Source organism: Paenibacillus sp. Soil750 (assembly GCF_001428045.1).
Classification (GTDB): Bacteria; Bacillota; Bacilli; order Paenibacillales; family NBRC-103111; genus Paenibacillus_E; species Paenibacillus_E allorhizoplanae.
In genome coordinates, this window is the sequence record NZ_LMSD01000034.1 from 519,433 (window position 1) to 544,962 (window position 25,530).

Below are 25,530 nucleotides of genomic sequence, written 5' to 3' on the forward strand. Positions count from 1 at the left end.
TGATACCTTTCGGGCTTTTATTTTATCTTTGGATAAAGTGATTTATTGGAGGGGTTCAGATGACGATTAGAAGAAAGCTTTTGTTAGGATTTGGAGTTATTGTTGGATTATTTTTAATTTCGCTTTCCATTCTATATGCGTCACTTCGTCAGACGTCTTCCTCATTTGAACGATTTGCGCATGATGACGTTCATTTACTAAACTTGGCTAATCAAATACGATACGAAGATATCCGGTTAACGGATTCGGTTAGAGGGATTATTATAGATCCTGGAAACAAATCAGAAAGTGAAACTTATGACAATTATGCCATACAAATCGATAACCATATCAAGGAAACGGTAAGCCTCCTTCAGTCAGAAGAAGAGAAACAGATCTTCCGTGATTTGGATGCAGGTAATGTGAAATTGGTTGAGTTGGAAACCAAAATGATGGAACTCGCTGCTAGCGACAAAGCGCAGACGTTGCGCATTTTTGCAGGTGATTATGCAGAACTTCGAGTACACTTTGCTGTATTATTAAACCGATTTCAACACTTGCAGGAGCAGCATATCGAGGAACGTTCCTTTCAAAATGCAACACTCGTGAAGCAACGATCCGCAATTGCACTGGTGGTGCTTGCATGTTCGATAATAATTGCTGTGCTTATCGCATTGTGGGTAACGAGGCATATCCTTTCTCGGATGAACCGAGTGAAATCGAAGCTGGATGAGCTGTCTGGAAGTTCAGGCGATTTACGTGAACGCATTCAAATCCAAGGCCAAGATGAAATTGCCCAGTTAGCTCAATCTTTTAATATGATGATGGATATGATTCAAGGACTCATTCATCAAGTGAGGGAATCAGCCGACAGAGTTAACCAAGCAACAAAGTATCTAGTCTCGTCTTCAGAACAAACGTCAAAGATTACCCGTGATATTGATCAGAAAGCCGTGGATATGGCGGAAGGGGCGAATTCGCAAGCCAAAGGGATCGAAGAGAGCTCGTTTGCCATGGGGGAAATAGCCGCAGACATCCAACGAGTAGCTGATCATATGTCGACGATGGCCATGCAATCGGAACAATCTGTTTCACTAGCAACGATGGGGAGCAAGTCCATTGCATCTGCGGTAGCTGGTATGTATGCACTTACGGATTCGGTACAGCACGCGAATCAAGCTGTGAAGAAAGTGAACGCGAAATCACAAGCCATCTATCAGGTGATTGAATGGATGCGTGAGGTAGCCGATCAGACGAACCTTTTGGCACTTAATGCAGCTATAGAAGCTGCCCATGCTGGCGAGCACGGTAGAGGCTTCGCGGTTGTAGCTGACGAGGTTAGGAAGCTTGCTAGTCAGAGCACACAATCGGCTGAACATATCACACAGCTGATTGGGCAAATTCAAGCGGACTTATCGGAGGCAGATGTTGCAATGGATCAAGGAGGGGTAGAGGTTAGTACGGGCCTGGCGAGCATGGAGCATGCGGGGGAAATGTTTGAGAAAATACGTAATGATATCCAACTAATCTTTCAAAATACACTAGAAGTATCCGGCGTTTCACAACAGATGGCCGCGGGCTCAGAGCAAATCTATGCATCATTCAGCGAGGCAGCTGAAATTAGTAAGCATACTGGCAGAGACACGAAGTTTGTATCCAATATGGTGCAAAAACAATTAGAAACGGTAGAAACCGCAACAGAACATGCGGCAACACTAACACAGGTAGCAAATGAATTGCATATCCAGATTCAACGTTTTCACATTTAATTGAAGAATACGAGTTAACGCATATTGCGTTGGCTCGTTTTTTATTGCATATCAGATTGTAAGGCAAGATTGTTACAAGCAGGTGTAAAGTCTTTTATTGTTGAATACAAGGAAATATCGGATAAGTGCTTAAATTCAAATTTTTGGAGTGTGATTACGATGCTAATAGCACTAAATGAATTGCAATTTTATAAAAACTTTGATGAACTTGCGAAAGATATTCTAGAGATGGCCAAAGAAACGATGCCTGATCGTTTAATTTATTTGACTTCTTTTACCAGAAAACAACAAATCATATTAAAACTTTCCGAAACTAACGTAAATATCGGTATAAATGAAGGTATGGTTATTGAGATTAATGAAACGGTTTGTAACCGAATTGATTTTGAGAATAATGCCCCTTTAGTTTTTGAAGATATGAGTAGAGAAGCGAAGTTAGATGATTTAAGGCAAGCGCTTGTTGCCGCTAATATTAATTCTTATCTAGGGATTCCAATTATTCTTTCAAATGGAGACACATTTGGGACCTTGTGTGCCGTTCATACAAATGTCAAAAAAATCAGCAAAAAGAGCATAACCATGCTCCAAAGAATAGCTAAGTTATTCTCCTATTACTTAGATTTGGAACGACTTGCCTACAGGGATTCGTTAACGGGACTCTATAATCGGCAGTTTCTTTATAAATATTTCGAAGAAAGCTCCACGACTGGAGGCGCTTTGTTATTTCTTGATTTGGATGGTTTTAAGAAGATAAATGACTTGTACGGACACGAAACTGGGGATTTAGTATTGAGGGAAGTCGCATTAAGACTCGAGAATTTCGTACAGCTGCTTCAAGGTTTTGCGGTTAGATTAGGGGGAGACGAATTCGTTATTAATCTGGTTGATCTCACGAGCCGTGAAGAAATTAGTAAACTAGCTGATTTTTTGCTTTCACGGTTATCAACGTGGGATACCCAGTTAGAAGCGTTCAATTTATCAGTTAGCATTGGCATTGTGCTTTATCCGGCAGGTGAAAACAATCTGTTAAAAGTATTACTTAAAAATGCGGATAATGCCTTGTACCGGGCTAAAGCAAATGGAAAGAACGGATATCAATTTTTTTAAAAGGAAAGCCACACAGTTCAGCATTCATTTTCCATAAATATGTGTAATAACTCCTATTCCATGAGATGTGAGATATATGCTATAATTCACGGAGTCCTAACAACTGGCTTACAACCACCGATGGTTGTAGGTCTTTTTTTCAGGAATGTGCTAGATATCGCAATAACAACTTTGGCGTATGCGGAAATTATCAAACAATTGTGATATTGAAAGTAGGTTCATTTATGAATTTTATTCTAATGGCTGCTATGTCCTTGGTACCTCTATTTTTAGGTATGTCGTGCAAAATGTTATTTAAAACGAAACTAACTAATGCCATGGTACTTTTCATGTTTTTCATGAGTGTATGGCAATTAGATGTCAGTGTGTTATATAGCAACGACGTCATAAAAACGGATTCGATCTTATTTTTGTTCCAGCTCCTGCGAATTGGTTCGATTATGCTGCCTCCAGCATTTTTGTATGTTGGCTATATTTCACTAAAACATCTATCAAAAGATGAAGCGAAATGGATGAATCTACTCATAAATAAGTATACGCTTAGCACGTATGTTTTATGGTCTGTTTTTATTTATATCATCAATTGGACAGATCTTGGTGTACTAGGGTTAAAGTCGATTCAAGGCATCGGTAATCAGGATACTGTCTTGTACCCCATTTATGGCGCATGGGGCAGCCTATTTGTTAACCACATTAAATTATTAGTAGTAAGCATTCTATTAACGTTAGTTGCAAGTAGAAAAGTAACAGATAAATATGTGAGAAATTTCCTTACTTTATTTAGTCTTACTTTTCTTTTAACGTATATGATCGGCGTATTGAATTTACAAGCAGGGACTTTCATTTATTCAAGCCAAATTGCCGTCATGTTGTTTTCTATCATCATTTTCTTTATTTTTGTTCATATGAGTACAAGAATGATAAGAGACGCCTCTCAAATTTTGAAAAGGAAAGAGAAAGAAGAACAAATTGAAATATCGACTTCTGGACTCATTCATGAAATTAATAATCCGCTTACGGTTGTGAAAGGCTATTCCGACCTCTTATCACGCAATGAGGAGTTGGATGGCAGCACCAAAGGAATGATTAATCATATTGGCATTGCTGGCGACCATATGAACAGTATCCTTACGAACTATAATCATTTTATCAAAAGTGGCAAAATTCAAACGGAGGAAGCTGATATTCTGGATGTTCTTAACGAATCCATTGCCTTGACTTCCATACATACGAAAGAAAAGAACGTAAACATTGAATTCAATTCGCATAAAAATATCATCGTTTCGATAGATCGAGATAAAGTCAGACAAGTTTTCATCAATTTAATCAATAATAGTATTGATGCCATGGAGAAATCAGCTCGTAAAGTTCTCAAGATTGACTACTATACGAAGAACAATGAGATTCATATCCTATTAACAGACACTGGCTCTGGTATTCATCCAGATGAATGGGATCACATTTTCACACCATTCCATACAACCAAAAAAACTGGTATGGGTTTGGGATTGTCGATTTCGCAACGCATTATTAACTCACATGGCGGTTATATTGAAATCGTAAATAGTACGGCAGAAGGTACGGAACTGAAGGTGATCATGCCACTCTGGTCCGTATAACCAAAAAGCTTAGTCTGAGGGACATCGCCTCGCAGACTAAGCTTTTTTTATTGACTAACTGCGATTTGTTCCTGAGTCGAGTCTTGCTGCATGAGTGGTTTGCTTTTCGTTCTGTACACGCCAAGCATTAATCCTGTTCCTAGCGCCGTGCATTCGAGTGGATGTTCCGCGATATGTACCGCAACCCCAGTTTCCGCACGAATACGTTCATCGATTCCCTCAAGCAATGCACCGCCTCCACATAGCAAGATGCCTTGTTCCATGACATCGCCTGCAAGTTCTGGTGGACAAAGCTCTAACGTTGCCCTGATCGCCTCAATCAAGGCATCCAAGAATTCATTAACCACCGTAAAGATTTCACTTGAGACCAAGCGGATAGAGCGAGGTAATCCATGAACCAAATCACGTCCACGGATCTCAATAGAGCGTTCTTCCGCTGAAAGGGTGGCAGTTCCGATTTGCATTTTAATAAGCTCCGCGGTTCGTTCACCGATTTCCATGTTATATTGACGTTTCACATAATCCATAATATCGCGATCGATCGAAAGGCCACCTCGGTTGATCGTATGACTGGCAACGATGCCACCAAGTGACAATACGGCTACTTGACAGGTTCCGCCACCAATATCGAGGACTAGATGACCGATGGGTTCGTCGAGCATAAGTCCAGCGCCAAGCGCCGCTGCGATAGGTTCTTCGACTGCAATCGCTTTTTTGGCACCCCGATGAACGATGGTTTCTTCAATCGCTCGTTTCTGCACGTTCGTAATGCCACACGGCACCGTAATGTAAATTTGCGAACTACGAAGAAAAGAAGGTCTACCTTGAATTTTTTTTATAAAATAGTTCAGCATCGTGCTGGTCTTGTCAAAATTAGCGATGACACCATGTATTAAAGGATACGTGATATCCACATGCGCAGGCGCTCGTCCAATCATCGCTTGCGCTTCGGATCCTGCAGCTATTAATTCACCTGTATGGTGATCGAATGCGACGACGGAGGGTTCATTAAGCACAATACCTTTACCCTTTTCGAAAATAACGGTGTTGGAAGTACCTAAATCTATCCCAAATAACTTATCGAACTGTTTGAACATTACTTGTTTCCTCCTTTGAATTATAATCAGGCTTGGTGGGGAGGTGGCATTCACGTCTGTATAGTATTCTTGTTCAGTTGTCGATTTAAGGGGGCTGATGACAAAGGAAATATTTATAAGACAACGAATAGTTAACTAATCCCACTTAAAGGTGATCATTCAACTTAAGGTGATTGTATGCAAACAACGAGAAATATGATTCGACATGGAGGATAAAAGGAGCGTCTGATCCATTTGATTCGTGAAGCAGAAAAAACAGATCGAGATCAACTATTCGGACTCTATCGAATGTTAGTTCCGAATAGCAAGAAAATGAGTGTGCTTGAAGAACAAATCGTAAAAATTAGAATGGACCCTACGAATTTTTTATTCGTTTACGAGGAAGAAGGAGAACTTTTAGGAACCCTCACATTAAACATATGTCTTCAAGCTTTACATGGCTTAAGACCATATGGCTTGGTTGAAAATGTCATTGTTCACGAAAATCATCGTTGTAAGCATATTGGTAGCGCACTTTTACAACATGTTGAAGCGTACTGTATATCCATAGACTGCCATAAAATAATGCTGCTTAGTAACGCAAAGCGTGAAAGAGCTCACATGTTCTTTGAAAAGGAAGGCTACAACGGCTCAATTAGCAAGGGATTTAAAAAATATTTATAAATGAATAAGCACTTCATACATGAATGAGTGGAGGGACAAACGATGCGTGTAAACATACAAACGATTATCGATGCGTTGATCTCACCGGTCGCAAGGCTTGAGCAAACTGTCGATACCCTGAAGTTCGGTCATCCTGACACCGAGGTGACCGGTATTGTGACCGCCTTCATGCCGACACAATTTGTTATTGATCAAGCGATTAGCCTGGGAGCGAATCTTATTATTGCACACGAAGCACCCTTTTTTTCGCACCATGATGATACGTCCAAACTAAAAGACGATCCTGTCTATGAGAATAAGCGACGACTTCTGGAATCATCGGGTATTGCGTTATTTCGATTCCACGATTACTTGCACCGCTATACACCAGATGGTGTCATAGAAGGGTTGGTTCAGACTCTCGATTGGATGCCTTACGTACAAGAGCATCATCCTGCATACTCTATCGTGCAAATTCCCACGGAATCTGTAAATAATATCGCAGAGCATGTGAAGAAAAGGCTTGGAATTACATTTGTAAGAGCACATGGTGATCGTGAGCAGGCGTGTTCGAAGATTGGTTTGCTCGCAGGTTATCGTGGTGGTGGTCAGAATGCGCTACCGCTATTTGAAAAAGAGCAACTGGATCTAGTTATTTATGGGGAAGGTCCTGAATGGGAAACGCCTGAGTACGTTAGGGATGCTGTCTATCAAGGAAGACAAAAGGCATTAATCGTGCTTGGTCATGCGGAGAGTGAAGAGCCGGGTATGGAATTTCTGGCAAATAAACTAAGAAGCATATATCCAGAGATTCCTGTTCACTATGTGAAAGAAAGACCGATTTTTCAAGTATTATAAGCAGAGCGAAGTCTTTGTTTCGAAAAGGAAAGGGGGGTGCAAGTGGTACAAGAAGTTGTCATCGAAGCTTATAATTCAGATTGGATCCAAGAGTTCGAGAGTGAGAAAAAGAAGATATCACGAGTGTTACCAAGCAATGCCATTCAAATCGAGCATATCGGAAGCACCTCAATCATGGGGATGCCTTCCAAACCGATCCTAGATATCGCTGTAAGTGTGAATAATCTCGACGATGCTGATATGTTTATTGAACCATTAAGTGCAATAGGCTATGAATATGTTCCCAAATTAGAATTTCCCAATCGTAGGTTTTTTCGTAAAGGGGAGCGGAAGAAGGGCACGCATCACCTTCATGTTTATGAACAAAGTAGTGATGAATGGCGAAATAACCTTCTATTCAGGAATTATCTAAGAAGTCATCCTGAGCAAGCAGCAGCTTATGCCGAGCTCAAAAAGCATCTTGCTTCCATATATGTTGAAGATAGAGCGACGTATACGCAAATGAAAGCACCATTCATTCAATCTATGATGGAGTTGGCCCAAAAAGTGTAGTGCATATCCTTACATGATCACACCTTATAAAGGAGTTGATTTCATATGCCTGTATACAATTTAGCTTGTGATGTAAATAATCCACAAAAAGGGCTCCAACTGTCCGACATTCCTGCACACGATCCTTTCGTTTTCGCCGATAAGGATAATGGCGTCTATTATTTGTACACGGGAGGGTCACCAAAGTTACATGGAATGAAAGGTTATGGTGTCCTTATGTATAAAAGCAGGAATTTAACCGAATGGGAAGGACCTTATATCGTGTTCACCGTTCCTGAAGGATGTTGGGCTCACCCGCAGCATGGCGCTTGGGCACCAGAAGTGCATGCGTACAAGGGGCGCTTCTATCTGTTCGTCACCTTACATAATAATGACAGACAATTAGATGGGGAACCGATTCAAGGGTATTCCAAGCATTGGAGAGGGTCAGTAATAGCCGTTAGTGATGTACTGGAAGGGCCTTTTCAATTGTTGAATGAAGAATCCCCTGTTCTTCCAGAAACGATGATGACACTAGACGGAACTTTATATGTGGATGAAGATGAAATACCTTGGATGGTATACTGTCATGAGTGGATTCAAACCATTGATGGTACGATTGAAGCTGTGCGGTTGAAGGATGATTTATCTGAAGCAGCTGGTGAACCGATTCATTTGTTCAACGGCTCGGAAGCGCTTTGGGATAACGAAGAGGCACTCCCCGTAGGCGACATTCGTGTGTATGTCACGGACGGTTGCCAATTGTATCGAACTTCAGGTGGTCAGTTGATTATGCTTTGGTCCAGTTATCAGGCAGGCAGTTATGTGCAAACCATCGCCCGGTCGATTACCGGTAATTTGCAAGGTCCATGGGAACAGCTTCCTCCACTTGTGAAGGAAGACAGTGGTCACGGGATGATGTTCCAGACATTTGAAGGGATCTGGATGCTGATCCTTCATCAACCTTTTCAAATGCCTAAATCAAGGTGCAAAGTGTTCGAAATGGAAGACACAGGAGATAGCTTCAAAGTGGTTCGCCAATTAGATTAATACGAAGGAGATATCGTTATGATGAAACTACGCTGTGCAATACTAGATGATTACCAACAAGTAGCGTTGTCTTCTGCGGATTGGTCGCAGATTTTGGATAAAGTGGAGGTCAAGCGTATTGATCGGCATATTGACCAAATCGAGGAGCTGGTTGAACAGATCGCAGACTGCGAAATTATCGTCATTATGCGTGAACGGACTCCTTTCCGCGCGGAATTGCTTGCAAGGCTTCCTAAGTTGAAGCTGCTTATTACGACGGGGATGCGCAATGCTTCTGTAGATATGACCGCCGCTGCATCGCAAGGCATTATCGTTTGCGGCACGGGTGGGGCTGGCAATGCAACTGCCGAACTCACGTGGGCACTGTTATTAGGCCTTGCTCGTAACATTGTCACGGAACACAATGCGGTTCGCAATGGACAATGGCAAAGTACGGTTGGCGCAGATTTGTACGGCAAGACGCTTGGTGTCATTGGACTTGGTAATTTGGGCACGAAGATTGCCAAGTTTGGCCAGGCATTCGGCATGGATGTAATAGCCTGGAGCCAGAATTTAACGAAAGAGCGGGCCGAGGAGGTCGGTGTACGACTTGCTGCTTCTAAAGAGGAACTGCTGGTAAACAGTGATTTTGTGTCTATTCATCTGGTATTAAGTGACCGGACAAGAGGGTTGATTCGTGCGGAAGACCTGAAACGAATGCGGTCATCGGCCTATTTGATTAATACGTCTCGAGCTCCGATCGTGGATCAAGCTGCACTTGCGGAAGCCTTGCAGGATGGATGGATCGCTGGAGCGGCTGTGGATGTGTTCGAAGTGGAACCATTGCCCAAGGATGATATCTATCGGTCACTCCCGAATCTACTCACGACGCCGCATATTGGCTATGTAGCGAAAGCGAATTATGAAGCCTTTTACAAACAAGTGGTTGAAGATATTGAAGCCTATTTATCCGGAACACCGATTCGGAGGTTAAATTAATTAGTCTGTGTAGTGTGTTGATAAAAGATACAGAAAATGGAACCTGAGACTATGTCTCAGGTTTTTTTTAATATAAGAAAGTATAAGTTTCATTTTATACACTGCTTTATATTTCTCCATAAACGCTCCCGTTCTTGAAGGACGGCATAGCCGTGTTTATTTTGCATACACATGCATTATGGCAAGATTTGCCCATGAAAAAGGAAATTCAGGAATTGTGTGGAAATGGGTTGTATGACCAAGTTATGAGGAGTACACGATGAAACATTTAACGGAAGCCTATGTGGACAGCCTGGCACTCAATAGCAGTGCAATCAAGAATGGCAAAGATTTGGTGAAGAAAAACAGCTTTCCGCTACTCTGTCAGTCAGAAGATGGAACGATCATTTTTGGGGAGTGCAAGGGAAGCGGCAAGGATCCCTATCAATGTTCAGTCGATGTCATAAAAGAAGGCAATCCGGTCTTCCGGTGCACATGTCCAAGCCGACAATTCCCTTGCAAGCACAACCTCGGATTGATGTATGCATTCACCTCAGGTAAGACATTTACGATTGCACCCATACCTCAAGATATTGCTGATAAGAGAGAAAAAGCTGAAAAACGGGAAGAGAAGCAGAAGGAAGCTACTGCCACGGATGCTCCTGCTCCTAAGCGTAAACCGAACAAGTCGTCGCTATTCAAAAAAATCACGGCACAGCTTGAGGGTATAAGTATAGCTGAGAAATTGATTCTCCAACTGGTTACTTCTGGGCTTGGCAGTTTGGATAAAAAAGCACTTCAAACGGCTGATGAGCAAGCGAAACAGTTAGGTAACTACTTCATTCCAGGCATCCAATCAGCACTTAGGGAGTTCATTCTTTTATTCAGAAGCGAGTTAGAACGAGAGAAAGTGTATCCGTTAAGCATTGAACAGCTTACAATCTTACATGCTTTGCTTAAGAAAAGTAAAGAGTACCTGAGCAGTCGATTGGAAAATCTGGAGATGCATATCGATGCAGTAACAACATTGGAAGAATGGATCGGACATGCCTGGCAAATCGCCGAGCTCAGAGAACTTTCCCGTGTACGCAACGACATTGACCTGCTGCAGTTATCATTCCGATCATACTCGGACGCTGCGAGGGGTGAGTTCATCGATGAGGGGTATTGGGCTGATCTTCAAACTGGGCAAATCCATATAACACGAACGTACAGACCTTTTCGAGCTGCCAAATACATTCGCGAAGAAGACTCTGTTTTTCAGGTCGTACATGCGAAAGAACTTGCTGTTTACCCTGGTGAACTGAACACAAGGGTGCGATTCGAGGAAGCAACATATCGGGAGGCGGGACCGCAAGATTTTCAGAACATCCAACAAGCAGCTTCGAAATCATTTACAGATGTCATCAAACAAGTGAAAAATCTCATAAAAAACCCACTTTCTGACAAGCATCCGGTTGTATTGCTTCGTTATGCAGAAATAAAGAAGACAGCAACTGGCTATGTATTATTAGATGAACATGGTAAACAACTACCCCTAGCCAATATTCCGTATCTTCATGAGGTAACAACTTCGTTGATTGCCATGTTAGCGAAACCTCATCTCGAGAATCAGGTAATGCTTGTCATGTTTGAACACAATTGGACCAATAACAGGCTTGAAGCACAGCCACTGAGTATTATTTCTGCCAATGAAATCATTCGCCTGCTGTATTGATGAATAGAATTAGGAGACGATTCCATGAGTATAGACATATTGTTTGACCTGCAGCAGGAAGTGCGGCGTTTGTTTATCGCGGGGAGCGGGATGGCGGCGGGCGATTTACGTTTGCAGAAAATGCTTCCCCAATTAAACAAGCTGGCCGAATCAGCACCGGTTTTTAAGCGAATCGCACAGTCAGTTAGCCTAGTTCTAGAAACAGGAGCGAGCCATTCAGCTGAGAAGCTGTTGGAGCTGGGCATACTGCTGAACTCGGTACTGTACACTCAAGGGAAGACGGAGTCCCAAGATGAGCTCACCCCTGTATTGGCAGTTGATCATGCAAGTACACCTCCCACAACGAATCCTCATCGCAAAGTCTATCCGCTGATTGAAGCGTTGACACAAAAGGGTCAAGGACGGATGGAGCAGCTGCGACTTGGTCAAGAAGAGTTGTTGTATCATGATCTGCGCGTAATTCCAGCAGCCGTTTCTGCATTAGAAGACAGCTATGCGGAGATCCCTGATTTTCTTCAAAATCAGGTAATACCAGCACTTGGCGTGGCAGCAATTCCTGCTCTGAAGCAGCAATTTAAGTTGGAGGGTGGGAAAGGGGATGCTCGACGGCTGGAGCTCCTTCATCGTTTACAACCTGTACCAGATTTAGAACTGATTCTGCAAGCTGCAAAAGATGGATCGACAGAAGTCCGCTCTATGGCCATTGAGCTATTGAGTGACTTTCCAGAGCAAGAAGCTTTCATTTTGGAGCAGGCCGATGATAAGAAAAAGGAGATTCGTAGAGCCGCATTGTTCGCCTTGTCTCGTCTTGGAACAGAGGAAGCCATTGCTCGCTTATATAAAGCGCTCAATTCCAAGGATCAGGATATCGCCATTGAGCCGATCCAATTGTGTAAGGCAAATGAGCTGACACAAAGCATTATTGATCATGCCACTACGATGATTAACCACATTAACCTTCTCACGAATGTCGTGGAATCCACACAACAATTGATGGCCGACATCCGCAGTTTACATGGTAAAAGAGTGCCTGAAGTCGCTAACTTATTAGCGCATATGCTGGCTTCGTCCAGCTTTATCGTTCCAGAAACGGAAGCTCTACAAGAGGCAGCTGCGAATTTATTGCTGGAATTGGATCTGCCGGAGGCAAATCAGTTCGCTGTATCCTTACACGAGGCTTACAACCGTAAATTCATTGCGTATAGCTTTCGAGCGGCGTTGCGAATACTCCCTCCTGAAGATATTTATGAGCGTTATTACCGTGATCTTAAAGACAAAAAATCAACAGCAGCCAAGGAATTACTTCGTGTTTTGTATGAAGTGACGCCATCGTTGCATGCACAATTGTATGCCAATGACGCTGTCGTTTCTTCCAAACTTTTGCAATGGGATCCTAGATGGATGAACCTTTTCATAAAATTAGATGAAGAAGAGCTGGTAGTCAGATTTGCTCAAGAATCAGACCCGAAAGTAACAGCTTATCTCGTTAAAAAGTGTGAAGATCATCCTAACTTTACTCAAACGAAAATATCACATGCCTTTCTGATCTTATTCCGTCAGAACGTTCCAGAGGCACCTGAACTTCTCATGAACCTGCTGGAGAAAGGCGGGAACAAGCAGTTCTACTACTTGGATCGTATCCAACTTTTGTTGCTTACGCTGCTGCCTAAGCTCTATGCGGAAAGACTGCGACAATTCGCAGAAGGCTTATCCTATCAGGGCATGAAAAGTCAATTGCTGGATATCGCTGATACCATTGCGGCAAAACAGGAATTCGAGCCAGAAACCGTATCTGAAGATCATTCAAATTATGTAGAGAAGGGACAGGGAATATGGGGATGGATCAAAAGCAAGATGTCGTAAGATTGCCCTCCGAGAGGCTATATGTTGAAGAATTAGAGGCATTGAAAGCATTTGATCAGGATGCTAAGCCCGCTGGCTGGCAGCTTTCACCGAAAGCCGTGCTTACTTATCTAACAGGCGGTCAAGTGAAAGGGGTTACCATCACACCAAAATATATCGGGAATAAACGATTAGTGGAAATGGCTATCGCTACGCTATTAACAGATCGAGCTCTGATGTTGATTGGGGAGCCAGGGACAGCGAAGTCGTGGCTTTCGGAGAATTTGACCGCTGCGATTACTGGGGATTCCGGAAAGGTCATCCAAGGTACAGCCGGTACGAGCGAGGAGCATATCCGATATTCGTGGAATTATGCGATGCTGCTAGCACAAGGACCTTCTGATCAGGCGATTATTAAAAGCCCTATATTCCGCGCGATGGAATCTGGCCAAATTGCGCGATTCGAAGAGATTTCCCGCTGTGCTTCTGAAGTGCAGGATGCCTTAATCTCGATTCTATCGGAGAAAACCATTTCGATTCCGGAATTGGGTAGAGAGCTATTCGCGTCCAGAGGCTTCTCCATCATCGCGACAGCCAATACGCGTGATCGTGGCGTGAATGAGATGTCAGCGGCATTGAAACGCCGTTTTAACATCATTGTGCTACCGTCTCCATCAGAAATCGAGACGGAAGTGGAGATTGTTCGAAAGCGGGTCAGCGAAATCTCCGCCAGCTATGAACTGAAGGCCACGCTTCCGGACGAGGAGGCAGTGCGGAAGGTTGTGACGATTTTCCGCGAGTTAAGAAGTGGCATGACGCTTGACGGCAAAGAGAAGGTGAAAGGGCCGAGCGGGGTTATCTCAACGGCAGAAGCGATTTCACTGCTGACTGGCAGTATGGCCCTTGCCGGAAGCTTTGGCAGCGGACGCATCAGTGAGGAAGATATCGCAGCAGGGCTTCAAGGCGCAATTGTCAAGGACGAAGAGAAGGATCGCGTCGTCTGGAAGGAATATCTTGAAAATGTGATGAAAAAGCGAGGATCGACATGGAGAAATCTGTACTTCGCGTGTTCGGAGATGAACAACTAGATACAAATCCTGGGTTTCATGTATTTGGAATACGACATCTATCGCCTGCTGGGGCGCATCACCTTGTAGCTTTTTTAGAAGAGATACAGCCTACGATTGTACTCATTGAAGGTCCTAGCGATGCAAGTCATTTGATTCGTGAGATGACATCGCTTGGTGTTGTGCCGCCGATTGCGATTCTAGCCTACACGGATGGGCTGCCGGTAAGGACACTCCTCTATCCGTATGCCAATTATTCGCCAGAGTATCAGGCTTTTGTATGGGCTAGCCAAAACCAGGTGCAAGCTGCATTTATTGATTTGCCGTCTGTGCATGCTTTGGCGCTATATGAACAGCGGCAGCTTAAGCGAATTGCAACCGATTCTCAGTTGCAAGAATCTGATGACTTTCACGTATATGCTAAAGAACAAAGCACGATATATCAACGGATTGCTGAACTTTCCGAGGAGCCGGACTATGAGGCGTATTGGGAACGGCATTATGAACATAACTTGAATCATGATGCGTACCGGCAAAGTATTCATCAGTTTTCCAAGCAAATGCGTGAGCTTACTTCAAGGCAGGAGATGCAGCTTGCCCCACAGGAAGCAGCCTATAATGAAATCCGAGAATCGTATATGAGGCGTAAAATTCAAGATGCCATAGCTGAGGGTCATGATCCTGACAAGATTGTTGTCGTCACTGGTGCACATCACGCCTCAGCGATGAATTTGCAAGCTCCAGCTATGACAGATGAAGAGTTGAAGGGTTTGCCGAAAACAACAACGAAACTGACGCTGATGCCTTACTCGTACTATAAGCTATCTTCGCATTCCGGCTATGGCGCTGGGAATCAGGCTCCTGCTTATTACGAGTTATTTTGGCAGTGTCTGCAAAGCGGCGATCTTCACAGGCTTCCTGCGCTCTATTTCTCCCAAGTAGCGGCTCATCTAAGAGCGCATGGCACTTATCGGTCGACCGCTTCGCTGATTGAGGCTGTAAGGCTTGCAGAGGCGCTTGCTTCTATGCACGATGGAAACTTGCCGACCTGGAAAGACTTGCGCGACGCGGCGATTGTCTGCCTTGGTTTTGGCGAGCTCTCTACGATTGCCGAAGCATTGGCAAGAACGGATATTGGTACGGCCATAGGTCGTTTGCCCGAAGGCGTTAGCCAAACGCCAATTCAAGATGATTTGAATAGAGAGCTTAGGAGACTTAAGCTTGATAAGTATAAAACAGCGGTAGCTACGACGCTAGAGCTGGACTTGCGGGAAAACCGAAGAGTAAAGTCCGAGGAAGCTGCGTATCTGGACTTAAAGCGTTCTGTTCTTTTACAGCGATTGGAACTGCTAGGTATTCAGTTTGCCAGGAAAGAGCGTGTCCACCAAGCTTCCGCCTCCTGGGCAGAGAATTGGGTGCTCCGTTGGACACCAGAGAGCGAGATTCAGGCGGTTGAGTCCACCTTGAAAGGGGAGACAATCGAGCTGGCAGCCGCTTTCGTGCTGAAGGAAAAGCTTGAGGCGTGCGCAGATATTGCGGAAGCTTCACACATGATTCGTATTGCTTGCGATTGCAATTTAACGGAGCTCATGGATCAAGCCATAACCACGCTGCAAGGTCTTGCCGTAGACGCTGGTAACTTTGAACAGATAGCTGGCGCTGCTTATGAACTGTCCGTTCTGATCCGATATGGATCTATTCGCCGCATTGAAACGGATACGTTAGTTCCGCTGCTACAGCAACTATTTCTTCGGGGAACGCTGTTGCTTCTCGATGCTTCTGGTTGCAACGACGATGCCGCTGGGGGCATGGTGCGGGGGATTCAGTCGCTCCATACCGTTGCCCAAGAACATTATAACCAGGTCGATGACAGGTTATGGTTCAACAAACTGCAGGATCTGGCTTCACGCGATGATCGGAATGCTAAGTTGTCGGGCTTCGCCTTCGCCATTCTGCTTGAACGTAATGAGATAGCGGATGAACAGGTCGAACGGGAGGTTTCACGCCGATTGTCTCCTGGGATTCCCGTCGATTTGGGTGCAGGGTGGTTCGAAGGGATGTCCATGCGAAACCGATATGCGTTATTATCAAGGGTAACGCTGTGGAAACAACTCGATGCGTATATCGGTTCGTTGGAGAAGGACGCTTTCCATCGCTCGCTTGTCTTTCTGCGCCGAGCTTTTAGCTCATTCGAGCCTAGGGAGAAGGCGGCAGTGGCTGAAATGATGGGTGATATTTGGGGTGTTGGTGCAGATACAGCAGGTGCTGCTTTACAGCAACCTTTAAGCGAGGAAGAGAAGGAGAAGCTGGATGAGCTCAATGAATTTGATTTTGGGGATTTGTAGTCTATGACAACGATCAATCGAGAGCAAATGAAACGTTGGCGGTTGATATTGGGCGCAGCTTCCGAAGAGAAGTTGCAGTCATATGGTGCAGGAGAAGCTATGCTCGACGAAGAGTCTCGGCTAATGGATGAGGCGCTTGCAGCCATTTATGATGACACAGGCGGCATCAGCGCAGAGGATGCTGTACAGACCGGCAATTCACGTAAGGCAGCCGGACTAGGACCATCGTCACCCAAACTAGCCAAGTGGCTTGGCGATATCCGAACGTTTTTTCCGCCAGATGTTGTTTCTGTCATCCAATCCGATGCCATTGAACGCAAGGGCTTGAAACAATTGCTCTTTGAGCCCGAACTGCTTTCTCAAGTAAAGCCTGACATTCAGATGGTAGCGACTTTAATGGCGCTCAAAGGGAAAATACCCGAGAAAACAAAAGAAACCGCGAGGCTGCTCGTAAAAGCGGTTGTCGATGAAATCGTGAAGCGACTTTCGCAGGATTTACGAAGAGCCGTTACTGGTGCGCTTAACCGCAGACAGCATTCACCACTGCCGTCTGCTTCAGGATTGGACTGGATCACAACCATCCGTAAGAATTTGAAAAATTACAACCAAGAGAGAGGACTCTTGTTGCCAGATAAGGTATATTTCTTCGATCGTGCTAGGCGAAGCAAGGAGTGGACCGTCATCCTGGATATTGACCAGAGCGGTTCCATGGCGGGCTCCGTCATTTATGCCTCTATCATCGGTTCGATCTTCGCCAGTATGCCTGCGTTAGATACGCGTGTGGTGGCTTTTGATACGGAGGTTGTGGATTTAACCGAACAATGTGCAACGGATCCCGTAGATATGTTGTTTGGGATTCAGCTGGGCGGGGGGACGGATATTGACAAATCCCTCGCGTATTGCTCTTCTTTTATCGCAGAGCCGAAGAAAACGTTGTTTATCTTGGTCTCGGATCTCTATGAAGGAGGCAACCGAACAGAGATGATCCAACGATTGATCGACATGCATCAATCCGGTGTGAAAACGATCTGTTTACTTGCTTTAACAGACCAAGGCGTGCCTTCTTACGACGATGTTGTTGCGAAAAAGCTGGCTCAGCAGGGCATTCCATGTTTTGGTTGTTCACCAGATAAGCTGCCTGAGTTGATTGAAGGTGCTTTGAAAGGGCAAGACCTTTCCGTGCTTGCCGAGCGTGTGAAGCAGGGGCAGAAGTAGGTTATGAGCGGCTCACAAATGGAGACATCTGCTTTAACTGGAAAATATACAGCTATTTACGATGGATTTCCTCGGAAAATTGATTTAACTGTAAAACATGTAGGTAAAACTACCGTTATTGTTCAGATTGGCTATAATCGCCAAAATTATCTACAGGTTTTCCATCTATTCTACGATTGTTCAGAAAATCGCACTATTTAACTGTATAAAATCCATCTATTCATCAGGTGTACATCGCACAGGAGAATTACAACCCCCCGCCTCTAGCAGGCAGAAAAAACCGACCGAGCACCAGCTCAGTCGGTTTTTTCTATATCTGATTCATTTTAACTATACCCTCATAGAGGCCCTATACATGGTCGGTGAAACCTCCACAAGCTTTAGGAAATTACGACTAAAGCTGGCGAAGGATTCGTAACCAACTTCGAACGCGATATCCGTTACCTTCATTTCGGTCGTAGCTAATAAACTACAGGCGTGTCGAATCCGAGTTTCCTGCAGTAGGGTTACGAAGGTCACGCCAAGATGTTGAGATAAGATTTGCGTCACCCTAGAGGGATGACAATGGAAATGGGCGCCGATCAGCTCCAGCGTGAGCGGGTCACGGTAACGAGTATGAATATAGCGAAGTATGGCCCAGGGTAAGGCCGTTTTGGACGTCAATTCGGAAACATTCGGCAGTACGTCTGAGTTGCTGGGATGGAGCCTGTAAAGAAACGCAAGTATGCGTTGGAGCTCTCCTTTCAAGAGAAGGGGCTGCCAAATATCAGCGGATTGCTCATATTCACGAAGCATGCCTTGTAGTTTCTGACTCACGATTTCACTTTGTTCAGCGCTCAGGTCATAGTGAGTTAGGAACGGATTATGATCCGAAAGGAGCAGTCGTTCCGCTGGATCTCCCAGCAGCTCTAAGCCAAACATACAGTTGAACAGAATGAGCGGACTTCCAGGGTTCGCTGTGATTTCGTGCACTTGATAGGGAAGCAGAAGGGTGAAGGTTCCAGGCTGCATGGGATGTATTTGTCCGTTTACGGTTTCGTAACCATAGCCCTCAACAACCAAAGAGAATTCCAAGAAATCATGACGATGGCTGGGAAAATGCTGATCAACCCGATTAATGGATAAATGAAAGGGGAATGATCCGATATTGGGATAATCCGATAATTGCTTATTGATGGGAAATGTCATGAGAATCACTGCCTATTCAAGAAATGAGAGGTTTGTTCAAGGATTGATAGGAAACCTGCGCACACCTATTGTAACCTATTGATAGATAAGAATGAAGGAGGAACTCTCATGACATTAACAATCGGTTCATTAACATCTAGTTCTGTAATTACAAGACATCCAGCCAACCCAATCCTCACGGCAGATTCCGTGCCCTATCCTACAGCGCTTACCTTCAATGCAGGTGTTACCAAATTCCAAGGCCAATATATTATGGTGTTCCGTAATGACCACGGCTCTGTCAAAGATCAAACGTTAGAGCCTTCGCATACGACAGATCTCGGCCTTGCCTACAGCAAAGACGGCATTCATTGGGATGTACAGTCGAAACCTTGTTGGAAGCTGTATGACGAGGAAATCACACGCATATATGACCCTAGACTAACGGTGATGGACGGACGTGTTTACATGTGCTTCGCAGTAGATACGCGCCACGGAGTTAGAGGTGGGATTGCGGTAACGGATGACTTTGATAAGTTTGATATTTTGTCCATGTCAGCACCAGACAACCGGAATATGGTTTTGTTTCCTGAGAAAATTAATGGTAATTATGTCCGTCTGGAGCGTCCTTTCCCGGTTTACAGCCGTGGGAAAGATCAATTTGATATTTGGCTTTCGCAGTCGCCTGATCTCAAATACTGGGGAGACACGGACCTCGTCCTAGGTGTTGAGCATGTGCCTTATGCGAATGACAAAATTGGTCCTGCCGCACCACCAATACGTACGTCCAAGGGATGGTTAACGACGATCCATGCCGTTGATATCGATGCAAACCGTGGTAAAAATGGCTGGGAGCCAACATGGAAAAAGCGTTATACAGCGGGTATTATGCTGCTTGACTTGGATAACCCGAAGAAAGTTATTGGACTTTATAAAGAGCCATTATTAGCTCCAGAAGTTAGCTATGAAACTGATGGAGGCTTCCGTAATGATGTCATTTTCCCAGGAGGTATGATTCTAGAAGATGATGGTGAAGTGAAAATCTACTATGGGGCAGCGGATACCGTTGAATGTTTGGCAACTGCACATGTGGATGATTTGGTGAAGTTATGTTTGGAAGGAAATAAATAGCGCCTGTTGACTTTTGCTGATGAAGATGTAAGAATGAGTTAACTGAATGTTCGATTAAATTCATTGACGAGAAAGAGTATAGGAAGCCCTTGATCCCCAGAGAGTTGGCACACCGCTGAGAGCCAATGTTCAAGACTTCGTAGAAAATCCTCTCCGAGAAGGAAAGCTGAAGTAAATAAGTAAGCTGACCCGGGTTCCAGCCGTTACTAAGGATGCGTATGATGGTACGTAGGTAGAGGTGTCGTAGGATTATGGTAGTCATAATCCCTACGGAACTAGGGTGGTATCGCGAGATGAAATCTCGTCCCTTATGGGACGGGATTTTTTGCGTTTTTCAGTCAACCTTTTCGTCAAGGAACGAACGTTATGTTGGATGAAATGAGAGGATGAGAACTATGAGAAAAGTAGATGTGAAAGAGAAGGCAAGAACGCGAGAACTCCGAGTTTTAGAACAATGGAAACAGAGTGACACATTTCGAAAATCGATTGAGAATAGAGAGGGACAACCCAACTTTGTTTTTTATGAAGGCCCCCCAACAGCGAACGGTGAGCCGCATATCGGGCATGTGCTGGGACGAGTAATCAAAGATTTCATCGGTCGCTACAAAACGATGTCAGGCTTCCGTGTCATACGCAAAGCAGGTTGGGATACACATGGGCTTCCTGTTGAGCTAGGCGTAGAGAAAAAGCTAGGTATTTCTGGCAAACAGGAAATCGAATCCTATGGGGTCGCCAAATTCGTGGAGGCGTGTAAGAGCAGCGTTTTCGAATATGAGAAGCAGTGGCGTGAAATGACCGAAGCGATCGCTTACTGGACGGATATGGATAACCCCTATGTCACACTAACCAATGATTATATCGAAAGTGTTTGGCACATTTTATCCACGATACATGCAAAGGGGCATCTGTATAAAGGTCATCGTGTAAGCCCGTATTGCCCTGATTGTCAAACGACACTCAGCTCTCACGAAGTGGCTCAAGGTTATGAAGATGTAAAAGATCTAAGTGCTACTGTGAAATTCACAAGTAAGAACGCAGAGGAACATTTTCTGGCATGGACGACTACCCCATGGACGTTGCCTGCCAATGTCGCTTTAGCTGTAAATAAAGATGTCGATTATGTCAAAGTCAAACAGCATGGCGAAGTCTACATTGTAGCAAAGAACCTTGTCGATAGAGTCATGAAAGGGGAGTATGAGCTCCTATCCACGCACAAAGGTTCTGAATTTGTGGGAACACCTTATGTGGCACCTTTTAATTATTTACATGTGGCGAAAGGGCATATCGTCGTAGACGCTGACTATGTTAGCGACACCAGCGGTACGGGGATTGTCCATATTGCGCCAGCTCACGGAGAAGATGATTATCGCACCGTTCGCCAACATGAATTGGATTTCATTAATGTTGTGGATGCTAGAGGTCGTTATGTCGATCAGATCATCGATTTTGCCGGTCGTTTTGTTAAGGATTGTGATATCGATATCGTTAAAAACTTAGCTGAGCGTAGTCTGTTGTTTACCAAGGAGCGTTATGAGCACAGCTATCCATTCTGCTGGCGTTGTAAATCGCCGCTTCTCTATTACGCGACGGAGAGTTGGTTCATCCAAACAACGGCTATTAAAGATCAGTTGATCGCGAACAACAGTAAAATCACATGGTATCCTTCCCATCTGCGAGAAGGCCGATTTGGTAAATTCTTAGAAGAACTCGTTGATTGGAATATCAGCAGGAATCGCTATTGGGGAACGCCACTCAATGTATGGATCTGCGAAGGCTGCAACGCAGAATATGCACCACACAGCCATAAGGATCTTCGTGATAAATCAATAGATCCGATCGAGGAAAGCCTTGAGCTGCATAAACCTTACGTGGATCAAGTGAAGCTGCGCTGTGATTGCGGCGGGACCATGCATAGAACCTCGGAAGTCATTGACGTCTGGTTCGATAGCGGCTCCATGCCATTTGCTCAGTATCATCAACCATTTGAACACAAGGAACTGTTTCAAGAGCAGTATCCCGCGGATATGATCTGCGAGGGGATCGATCAGACGCGCGGCTGGTTTTTCAGCTTGCTGGCGGTCTCTACCCTTTATAATGGGCAAATCCCTTATAAATCTGTATTATCAACGGGGCATGTTCTCGATGAAAATGGACAAAAAATGTCAAAGAGCAAGGGTAACGGGATTGATCCTTGGGAAATCATAAACGAATTTGGCACCGATGCATTCCGATGGGCATTGTTATCCGATAGCGCACCTTGGAGCAGTAAGAGGTTCTCCAAGCAGATTGTCGCCGAGGCGAAATCCAAAGTCATTGACACGATCAATAACACACATGCCTTCTATGCGTTGTATGCACAAATTGATCAGTATCACCCAGATGATTATCCGCAAATAATTTCCGTGAATGTGTTGGATCGTTGGATTTTATCTCGATTAAACAGCACCTTGCACAATGTAGTAAAAGGACTAGAAATCAATGATTTCTTGAATCCCGCGAAGCAAATGGAAGCTTTCGTAGATGAACTTAGCAATTGGTATATCAGACGTTCACGAGATCGGTTCTGGGGTAGCGAATGGACCGAAGATAAACTAGCAGCTTATCAAACCTTACGCCATGTTCTGCTAACACTATCACAAATGATTGCTCCCTATACGCCATTCCTTGCAGATGATTTATATGAGAATCTGGGAGGCAAGGGAAGTGTACATCTGACTGATTATCCGACAATGGATGAAACGTTATACGATGAATCGTTAGAGAAAGAGATGGAAACTGTGAGGCAAATCGTGGAATTGGCTCGCAATATCCGCAATGAAACAGGGATCAAGACTCGGATGCCGCTGTCGGAGTTATACGTTTCGTTTGACAGTGCGTATACCATTGAAGGATTCGAAGATATCATCCAAGATGAGATCAATGTGAAATCGATCCAAATTGTATCTAGCGATGTCAGCTTCGTTCGTTTTACTTTCAAGTTAAACTTGAAAGCAGCAGGTAAGAAGTTCGGGAAATTCGTAGGACCCGTGCAAGCACAGTTAAAGCAGTTATCTGCTCTAGAAGCTAAAGCAGTCATAGATAACGGCTTCATTGATGTGAAGATCGATGATGAAGTCCTGCACATTCTGCTAGAGGATTTACTTATCGAGAAGCAAGCGAATGAAGGCTACGCCTCGGCTTCAGGATACCAAATGACCGTTGCCTTAAACACAACTATGACGGAAGAGTTAGAACAGGAAGGCATGGTTAGAGAGGTCATTCGGGCAATTCAAGATTATCGTAAAAAAATAGGGCTTCCGATCGAAAAGCGCGTCGATCTTGTCCTAGATGTAGATGTACAATTACAAACTGCATTAGTGCGATTTGATCATGTTCTACAGGAACATGTATTACTGAACAATGTTCGCTATGCTTCAGAGCCCAATATGGAAACCGTATCGTATGGAGAGAGTAAATTTAGTTTGCTAATCGTGTAAAAAGAAAGTAAGAGTAAGGCAAGACGCCAGATGCCAGATGCTACTTATTCGCTGCGAGCGAAGAACAACCAGATTATATTATCGTTTCGCGGTAAGTAAGTCACATTTCCACTTCACCTACAATATGATGGGTCTAGACATATACTCAATTGAGGTGAGCGAATGGCAGTCGTAAAAGCTAGAAAGCAGGATATCGACATGTTAGCAAGGTTGCTTCGGGCTGAAGCGGAAACCGAGGGCGAAACGGGTATGCTGCTTGTTGGAAATGTTGGTATTAATCGAATAAGAGCGAATTGCTCTGATTTTAAAAATCTCCGAACAATTCCCCAAATGATCAACCAACCACATGCGTTTGAAGCGTTACAGCACGGGTTGTACTATCAAAACGCAAGAGAAAGAGAGCGGCGCTTAGCACAAAGAGCTGTAAATGGCGAGCGGGTTTGGCCAGGTAAATTCTCACTCTGGTATTTCCGTCCAGGAACGTTCGAGAATCCTGGACCATGTCCAGATACTTGGTACAACCAGCCGAAAGCTGGCCGTTACAGAAAGCACTGTTTTTATGAGCCGACGGCCAAAGAGTGTCAAAATGTCTACAATACGTTCTAATAGTGCGAATAGAATCGTTTAGACATGAAGAAAGAGCTGCCAATGGACAGCTCTTTTTCTTTTACTTATTTAACTGCTTTTTATTGTGCTCCGCGAGATAACCTGGATTATCATAAGCACCACCAGGATCAATGTCGGTCACACCTTCCCAAATATTCGCGACATCAACTTGATCCGGGTGTTCAAAAATAAGGAGACCTGAAGGCAGCCTTCTTTCGCCATATCGGCTGGATGGATGCGTGATGAGATCGTTCCCGACAACCATTTCAGAGGATGCACCTCCGTCTAAGAACCCGGCATTGACACAACCTTCTTTCAATAGAATGTCTTGAACATCTTTTAAAGAAGCGCCAATACTCTTGGTCTGACGTCCGTCAATGACGATGATAACAATAACGCCATCTGCGCGTTGACCAATGGCTGTCCGCGGGTTAAGACCATCACCAACGACAGGGAGTGCTTTTCCATTAGCAATAATGCGCGGATAGAAGGATACAGCGTCAGTCACATGCAAAGCTAATAATTCATCAATCGAATATTTTCCAATAATTAATTTCCCCGTATTATCAAACGCGACGACTTGTTGTGGAACAGTGCCGTCAACGCTCGTATACAAAATCTTACCTCCAGACATAATAACCCCAATTGGAGCAAACCCGTTTCCTAAACCTTGTGGATCATCGAAGCCTCCCCCATTAATACCTGCAAGTGCTCCTGTACGATTCACCATCGAACTAATTGTCTCACCTTGACCTACTTGACTTGGAACAACGACACGAATTGCTCTCGGATCGTAGACAACCATTTTTTTGCCGACCCAGCCACGTCCGGTGATATCTTCAACATCAATGATCTTGCCATCCTGTTTTTGAATCGTGATTGCATTCAAATCTTGCTTCTCAATGGCGTTATTCTCACTCATTTGCTGAACGTTTTGAATCATCTCATCCCGTTTCTTCACACCTACAAAAATCCATGCCCACTCCCGATGTTGGGTAGCAATAAAGGTATCCGCAAGGAATAAACGAATTTTCGATCCTGGTGGAGTTAAGAATAGAAAGCTTACTAATAGACACACAAGTATCAGACATATGATTAATGAACGTTTCAGCCAGCTTACGCTTTGCTCATGTTTGTAAGTAATTCCTGCTAGCTTCATGATAATAATGCCTACTTTCATATAATTTTGAATCAGATATAGCTAGTTTAAGTATACGAAATGAACCTGTAGAAAAGATGAAAATAAGCTTAAAATCTTTCTGTATAAGCCGTGTAAATAGACCCAATCTTGCCAAATAAATCTATTAAGCAGTAGTAGAAAGAAACACAAAAGGCCACCCCGAGGGATAGCCAAT

At 44.2% G+C, this 25,530-nt stretch carries 19 protein-coding genes and 1 other annotated feature; of the genes, 16 read left to right on the plus strand and 3 right to left on the minus strand.

The window, feature by feature from the left end; translation table 11 throughout:
• The first annotated feature begins 59 nt into the window (after positions 1-59).
• From ASL11_RS26990 to ASL11_RS27000, 3 genes are all read left to right on the plus strand, one after another.
• Positions 60-1,748 carry a methyl-accepting chemotaxis protein gene (locus ASL11_RS26990; RefSeq protein ID WP_056621664.1) on the plus strand — a complete coding sequence of 563 codons (1,689 nt, stop codon included), beginning with the start codon at positions 60-62 and terminating at the stop codon, positions 1,746-1,748.
• A gap of 159 nt (positions 1,749-1,907) precedes the next feature.
• Positions 1,908-2,855, plus strand: coding sequence for a sensor domain-containing diguanylate cyclase (locus tag ASL11_RS26995; protein WP_056621666.1), 948 nt, complete (start codon positions 1,908-1,910; stop codon positions 2,853-2,855).
• Between the two features lie 224 nt (positions 2,856-3,079).
• Positions 3,080-4,474: a sensor histidine kinase gene (locus tag ASL11_RS27000; RefSeq protein ID WP_056621669.1), complete on the plus strand. Its 1,395-nt coding sequence runs from the start codon at positions 3,080-3,082 to the stop codon at positions 4,472-4,474.
• Positions 4,475-4,521: 47 nt separating this feature from the next.
• On the opposite strand, the gene ASL11_RS27005 is transcribed toward ASL11_RS27000, so the two are convergent.
• Positions 4,522-5,571: a rod shape-determining protein gene (locus tag ASL11_RS27005; protein ID WP_056621672.1), complete on the minus strand. Its 1,050-nt coding sequence runs from the start codon at positions 5,569-5,571 to the stop codon at positions 4,522-4,524.
• Positions 5,572-5,805: 234 nt separating this feature from the next.
• Here ASL11_RS27005 and ASL11_RS27010 point away from each other — a divergent pair, with 234 nt between their 5' ends.
• The 10 genes from ASL11_RS27010 (at position 5,806) to ASL11_RS27055 (ending at position 17,795) form a co-directional block, all read left to right on the plus strand.
• Positions 5,806-6,234 (plus strand): GNAT family N-acetyltransferase, encoded by a 429-nt coding sequence (locus ASL11_RS27010; RefSeq protein ID WP_056621674.1) that lies wholly within the window; start codon positions 5,806-5,808, stop codon positions 6,232-6,234.
• Between the two features lie 42 nt (positions 6,235-6,276).
• Positions 6,277-7,071, plus strand: a complete 795-nt coding sequence (locus ASL11_RS27015) for a Nif3-like dinuclear metal center hexameric protein (RefSeq protein ID WP_056621676.1) — start codon at positions 6,277-6,279, stop codon at positions 7,069-7,071.
• Between the two features lie 42 nt (positions 7,072-7,113).
• Complete coding sequence (locus ASL11_RS27020; RefSeq protein WP_056621678.1) at positions 7,114-7,623, plus strand: GrpB family protein; 510 nt, start codon at positions 7,114-7,116, stop codon at positions 7,621-7,623.
• Between the two features lie 45 nt (positions 7,624-7,668).
• Positions 7,669-8,652 carry a glycoside hydrolase family 43 protein gene (locus ASL11_RS27025; protein WP_056621680.1) on the plus strand — a complete coding sequence of 328 codons (984 nt, stop codon included), beginning with the start codon at positions 7,669-7,671 and terminating at the stop codon, positions 8,650-8,652.
• Between the two features lie 18 nt (positions 8,653-8,670).
• Complete coding sequence (locus tag ASL11_RS27030) at positions 8,671-9,630, plus strand: D-2-hydroxyacid dehydrogenase family protein (RefSeq protein ID WP_235550589.1); 960 nt, start codon at positions 8,671-8,673, stop codon at positions 9,628-9,630.
• Positions 9,631-9,889: 259 nt separating this feature from the next.
• Positions 9,890-11,326, plus strand: coding sequence for a hypothetical protein (locus ASL11_RS27035; RefSeq protein ID WP_056621682.1), 1,437 nt, complete (start codon positions 9,890-9,892; stop codon positions 11,324-11,326).
• Positions 11,327-11,350: 24 nt separating this feature from the next.
• Entirely contained in the window at positions 11,351-13,189 is a 1,839-nt protein-coding gene (locus ASL11_RS27040; RefSeq protein WP_056621684.1) for a HEAT repeat domain-containing protein, read from the plus strand.
• Positions 13,165-14,256 (plus strand): ATP-binding protein, encoded by a 1,092-nt coding sequence (locus ASL11_RS27045; protein ID WP_056621897.1) that lies wholly within the window; start codon positions 13,165-13,167, stop codon positions 14,254-14,256. The genes ASL11_RS27040 and ASL11_RS27045 overlap by 25 nt, the downstream gene beginning before the upstream one ends.
• Positions 14,214-16,580: a DUF5682 family protein gene (locus tag ASL11_RS27050; protein ID WP_056621686.1), complete on the plus strand. Its 2,367-nt coding sequence runs from the start codon at positions 14,214-14,216 to the stop codon at positions 16,578-16,580. The genes ASL11_RS27045 and ASL11_RS27050 overlap by 43 nt, the downstream gene beginning before the upstream one ends.
• 3 nt (positions 16,581-16,583) lie before the next feature.
• Positions 16,584-17,795 (plus strand): VWA domain-containing protein, encoded by a 1,212-nt coding sequence (locus ASL11_RS27055; RefSeq protein WP_056621688.1) that lies wholly within the window; start codon positions 16,584-16,586, stop codon positions 17,793-17,795.
• Positions 17,796-18,125: 330 nt separating this feature from the next.
• Here the strand turns inward: ASL11_RS27055 and ASL11_RS27065 are convergent, their stop codons facing one another.
• Positions 18,126-18,983 carry a helix-turn-helix transcriptional regulator gene (locus ASL11_RS27065; RefSeq protein WP_056621694.1) on the minus strand — a complete coding sequence of 286 codons (858 nt, stop codon included), beginning with the start codon at positions 18,981-18,983 and terminating at the stop codon, positions 18,126-18,128.
• A gap of 108 nt (positions 18,984-19,091) precedes the next feature.
• Here ASL11_RS27065 and ASL11_RS27070 point away from each other — a divergent pair, with 108 nt between their 5' ends.
• From ASL11_RS27070 to ASL11_RS27080, 3 genes are all read left to right on the plus strand, one after another.
• The gene (locus ASL11_RS27070; RefSeq protein ID WP_082595856.1) at positions 19,092-20,093 is read left to right on the plus strand and encodes a glycoside hydrolase family 130 protein; all 1,002 of its coding nucleotides are present in this window, start codon (positions 19,092-19,094) and stop codon (positions 20,091-20,093) included.
• 54 nt (positions 20,094-20,147) lie between these two features.
• Positions 20,148-20,405: a binding site (T-box leader), on the plus strand.
• 83 nt (positions 20,406-20,488) lie between these two features.
• Complete coding sequence (ileS, locus tag ASL11_RS27075) at positions 20,489-23,569, plus strand: isoleucine--tRNA ligase (protein WP_056621698.1); 3,081 nt, start codon at positions 20,489-20,491, stop codon at positions 23,567-23,569.
• Between the two features lie 162 nt (positions 23,570-23,731).
• Positions 23,732-24,175: a cell wall hydrolase gene (locus ASL11_RS27080; RefSeq protein WP_056621700.1), complete on the plus strand. Its 444-nt coding sequence runs from the start codon at positions 23,732-23,734 to the stop codon at positions 24,173-24,175.
• A gap of 61 nt (positions 24,176-24,236) precedes the next feature.
• Here the strand turns inward: ASL11_RS27080 and ASL11_RS27085 are convergent, their stop codons facing one another.
• Positions 24,237-25,334: a phosphodiester glycosidase family protein gene (locus tag ASL11_RS27085; RefSeq protein ID WP_056621703.1), complete on the minus strand. Its 1,098-nt coding sequence runs from the start codon at positions 25,332-25,334 to the stop codon at positions 24,237-24,239.
• Between the last annotated feature and the right edge of the window lie 196 nt (positions 25,335-25,530).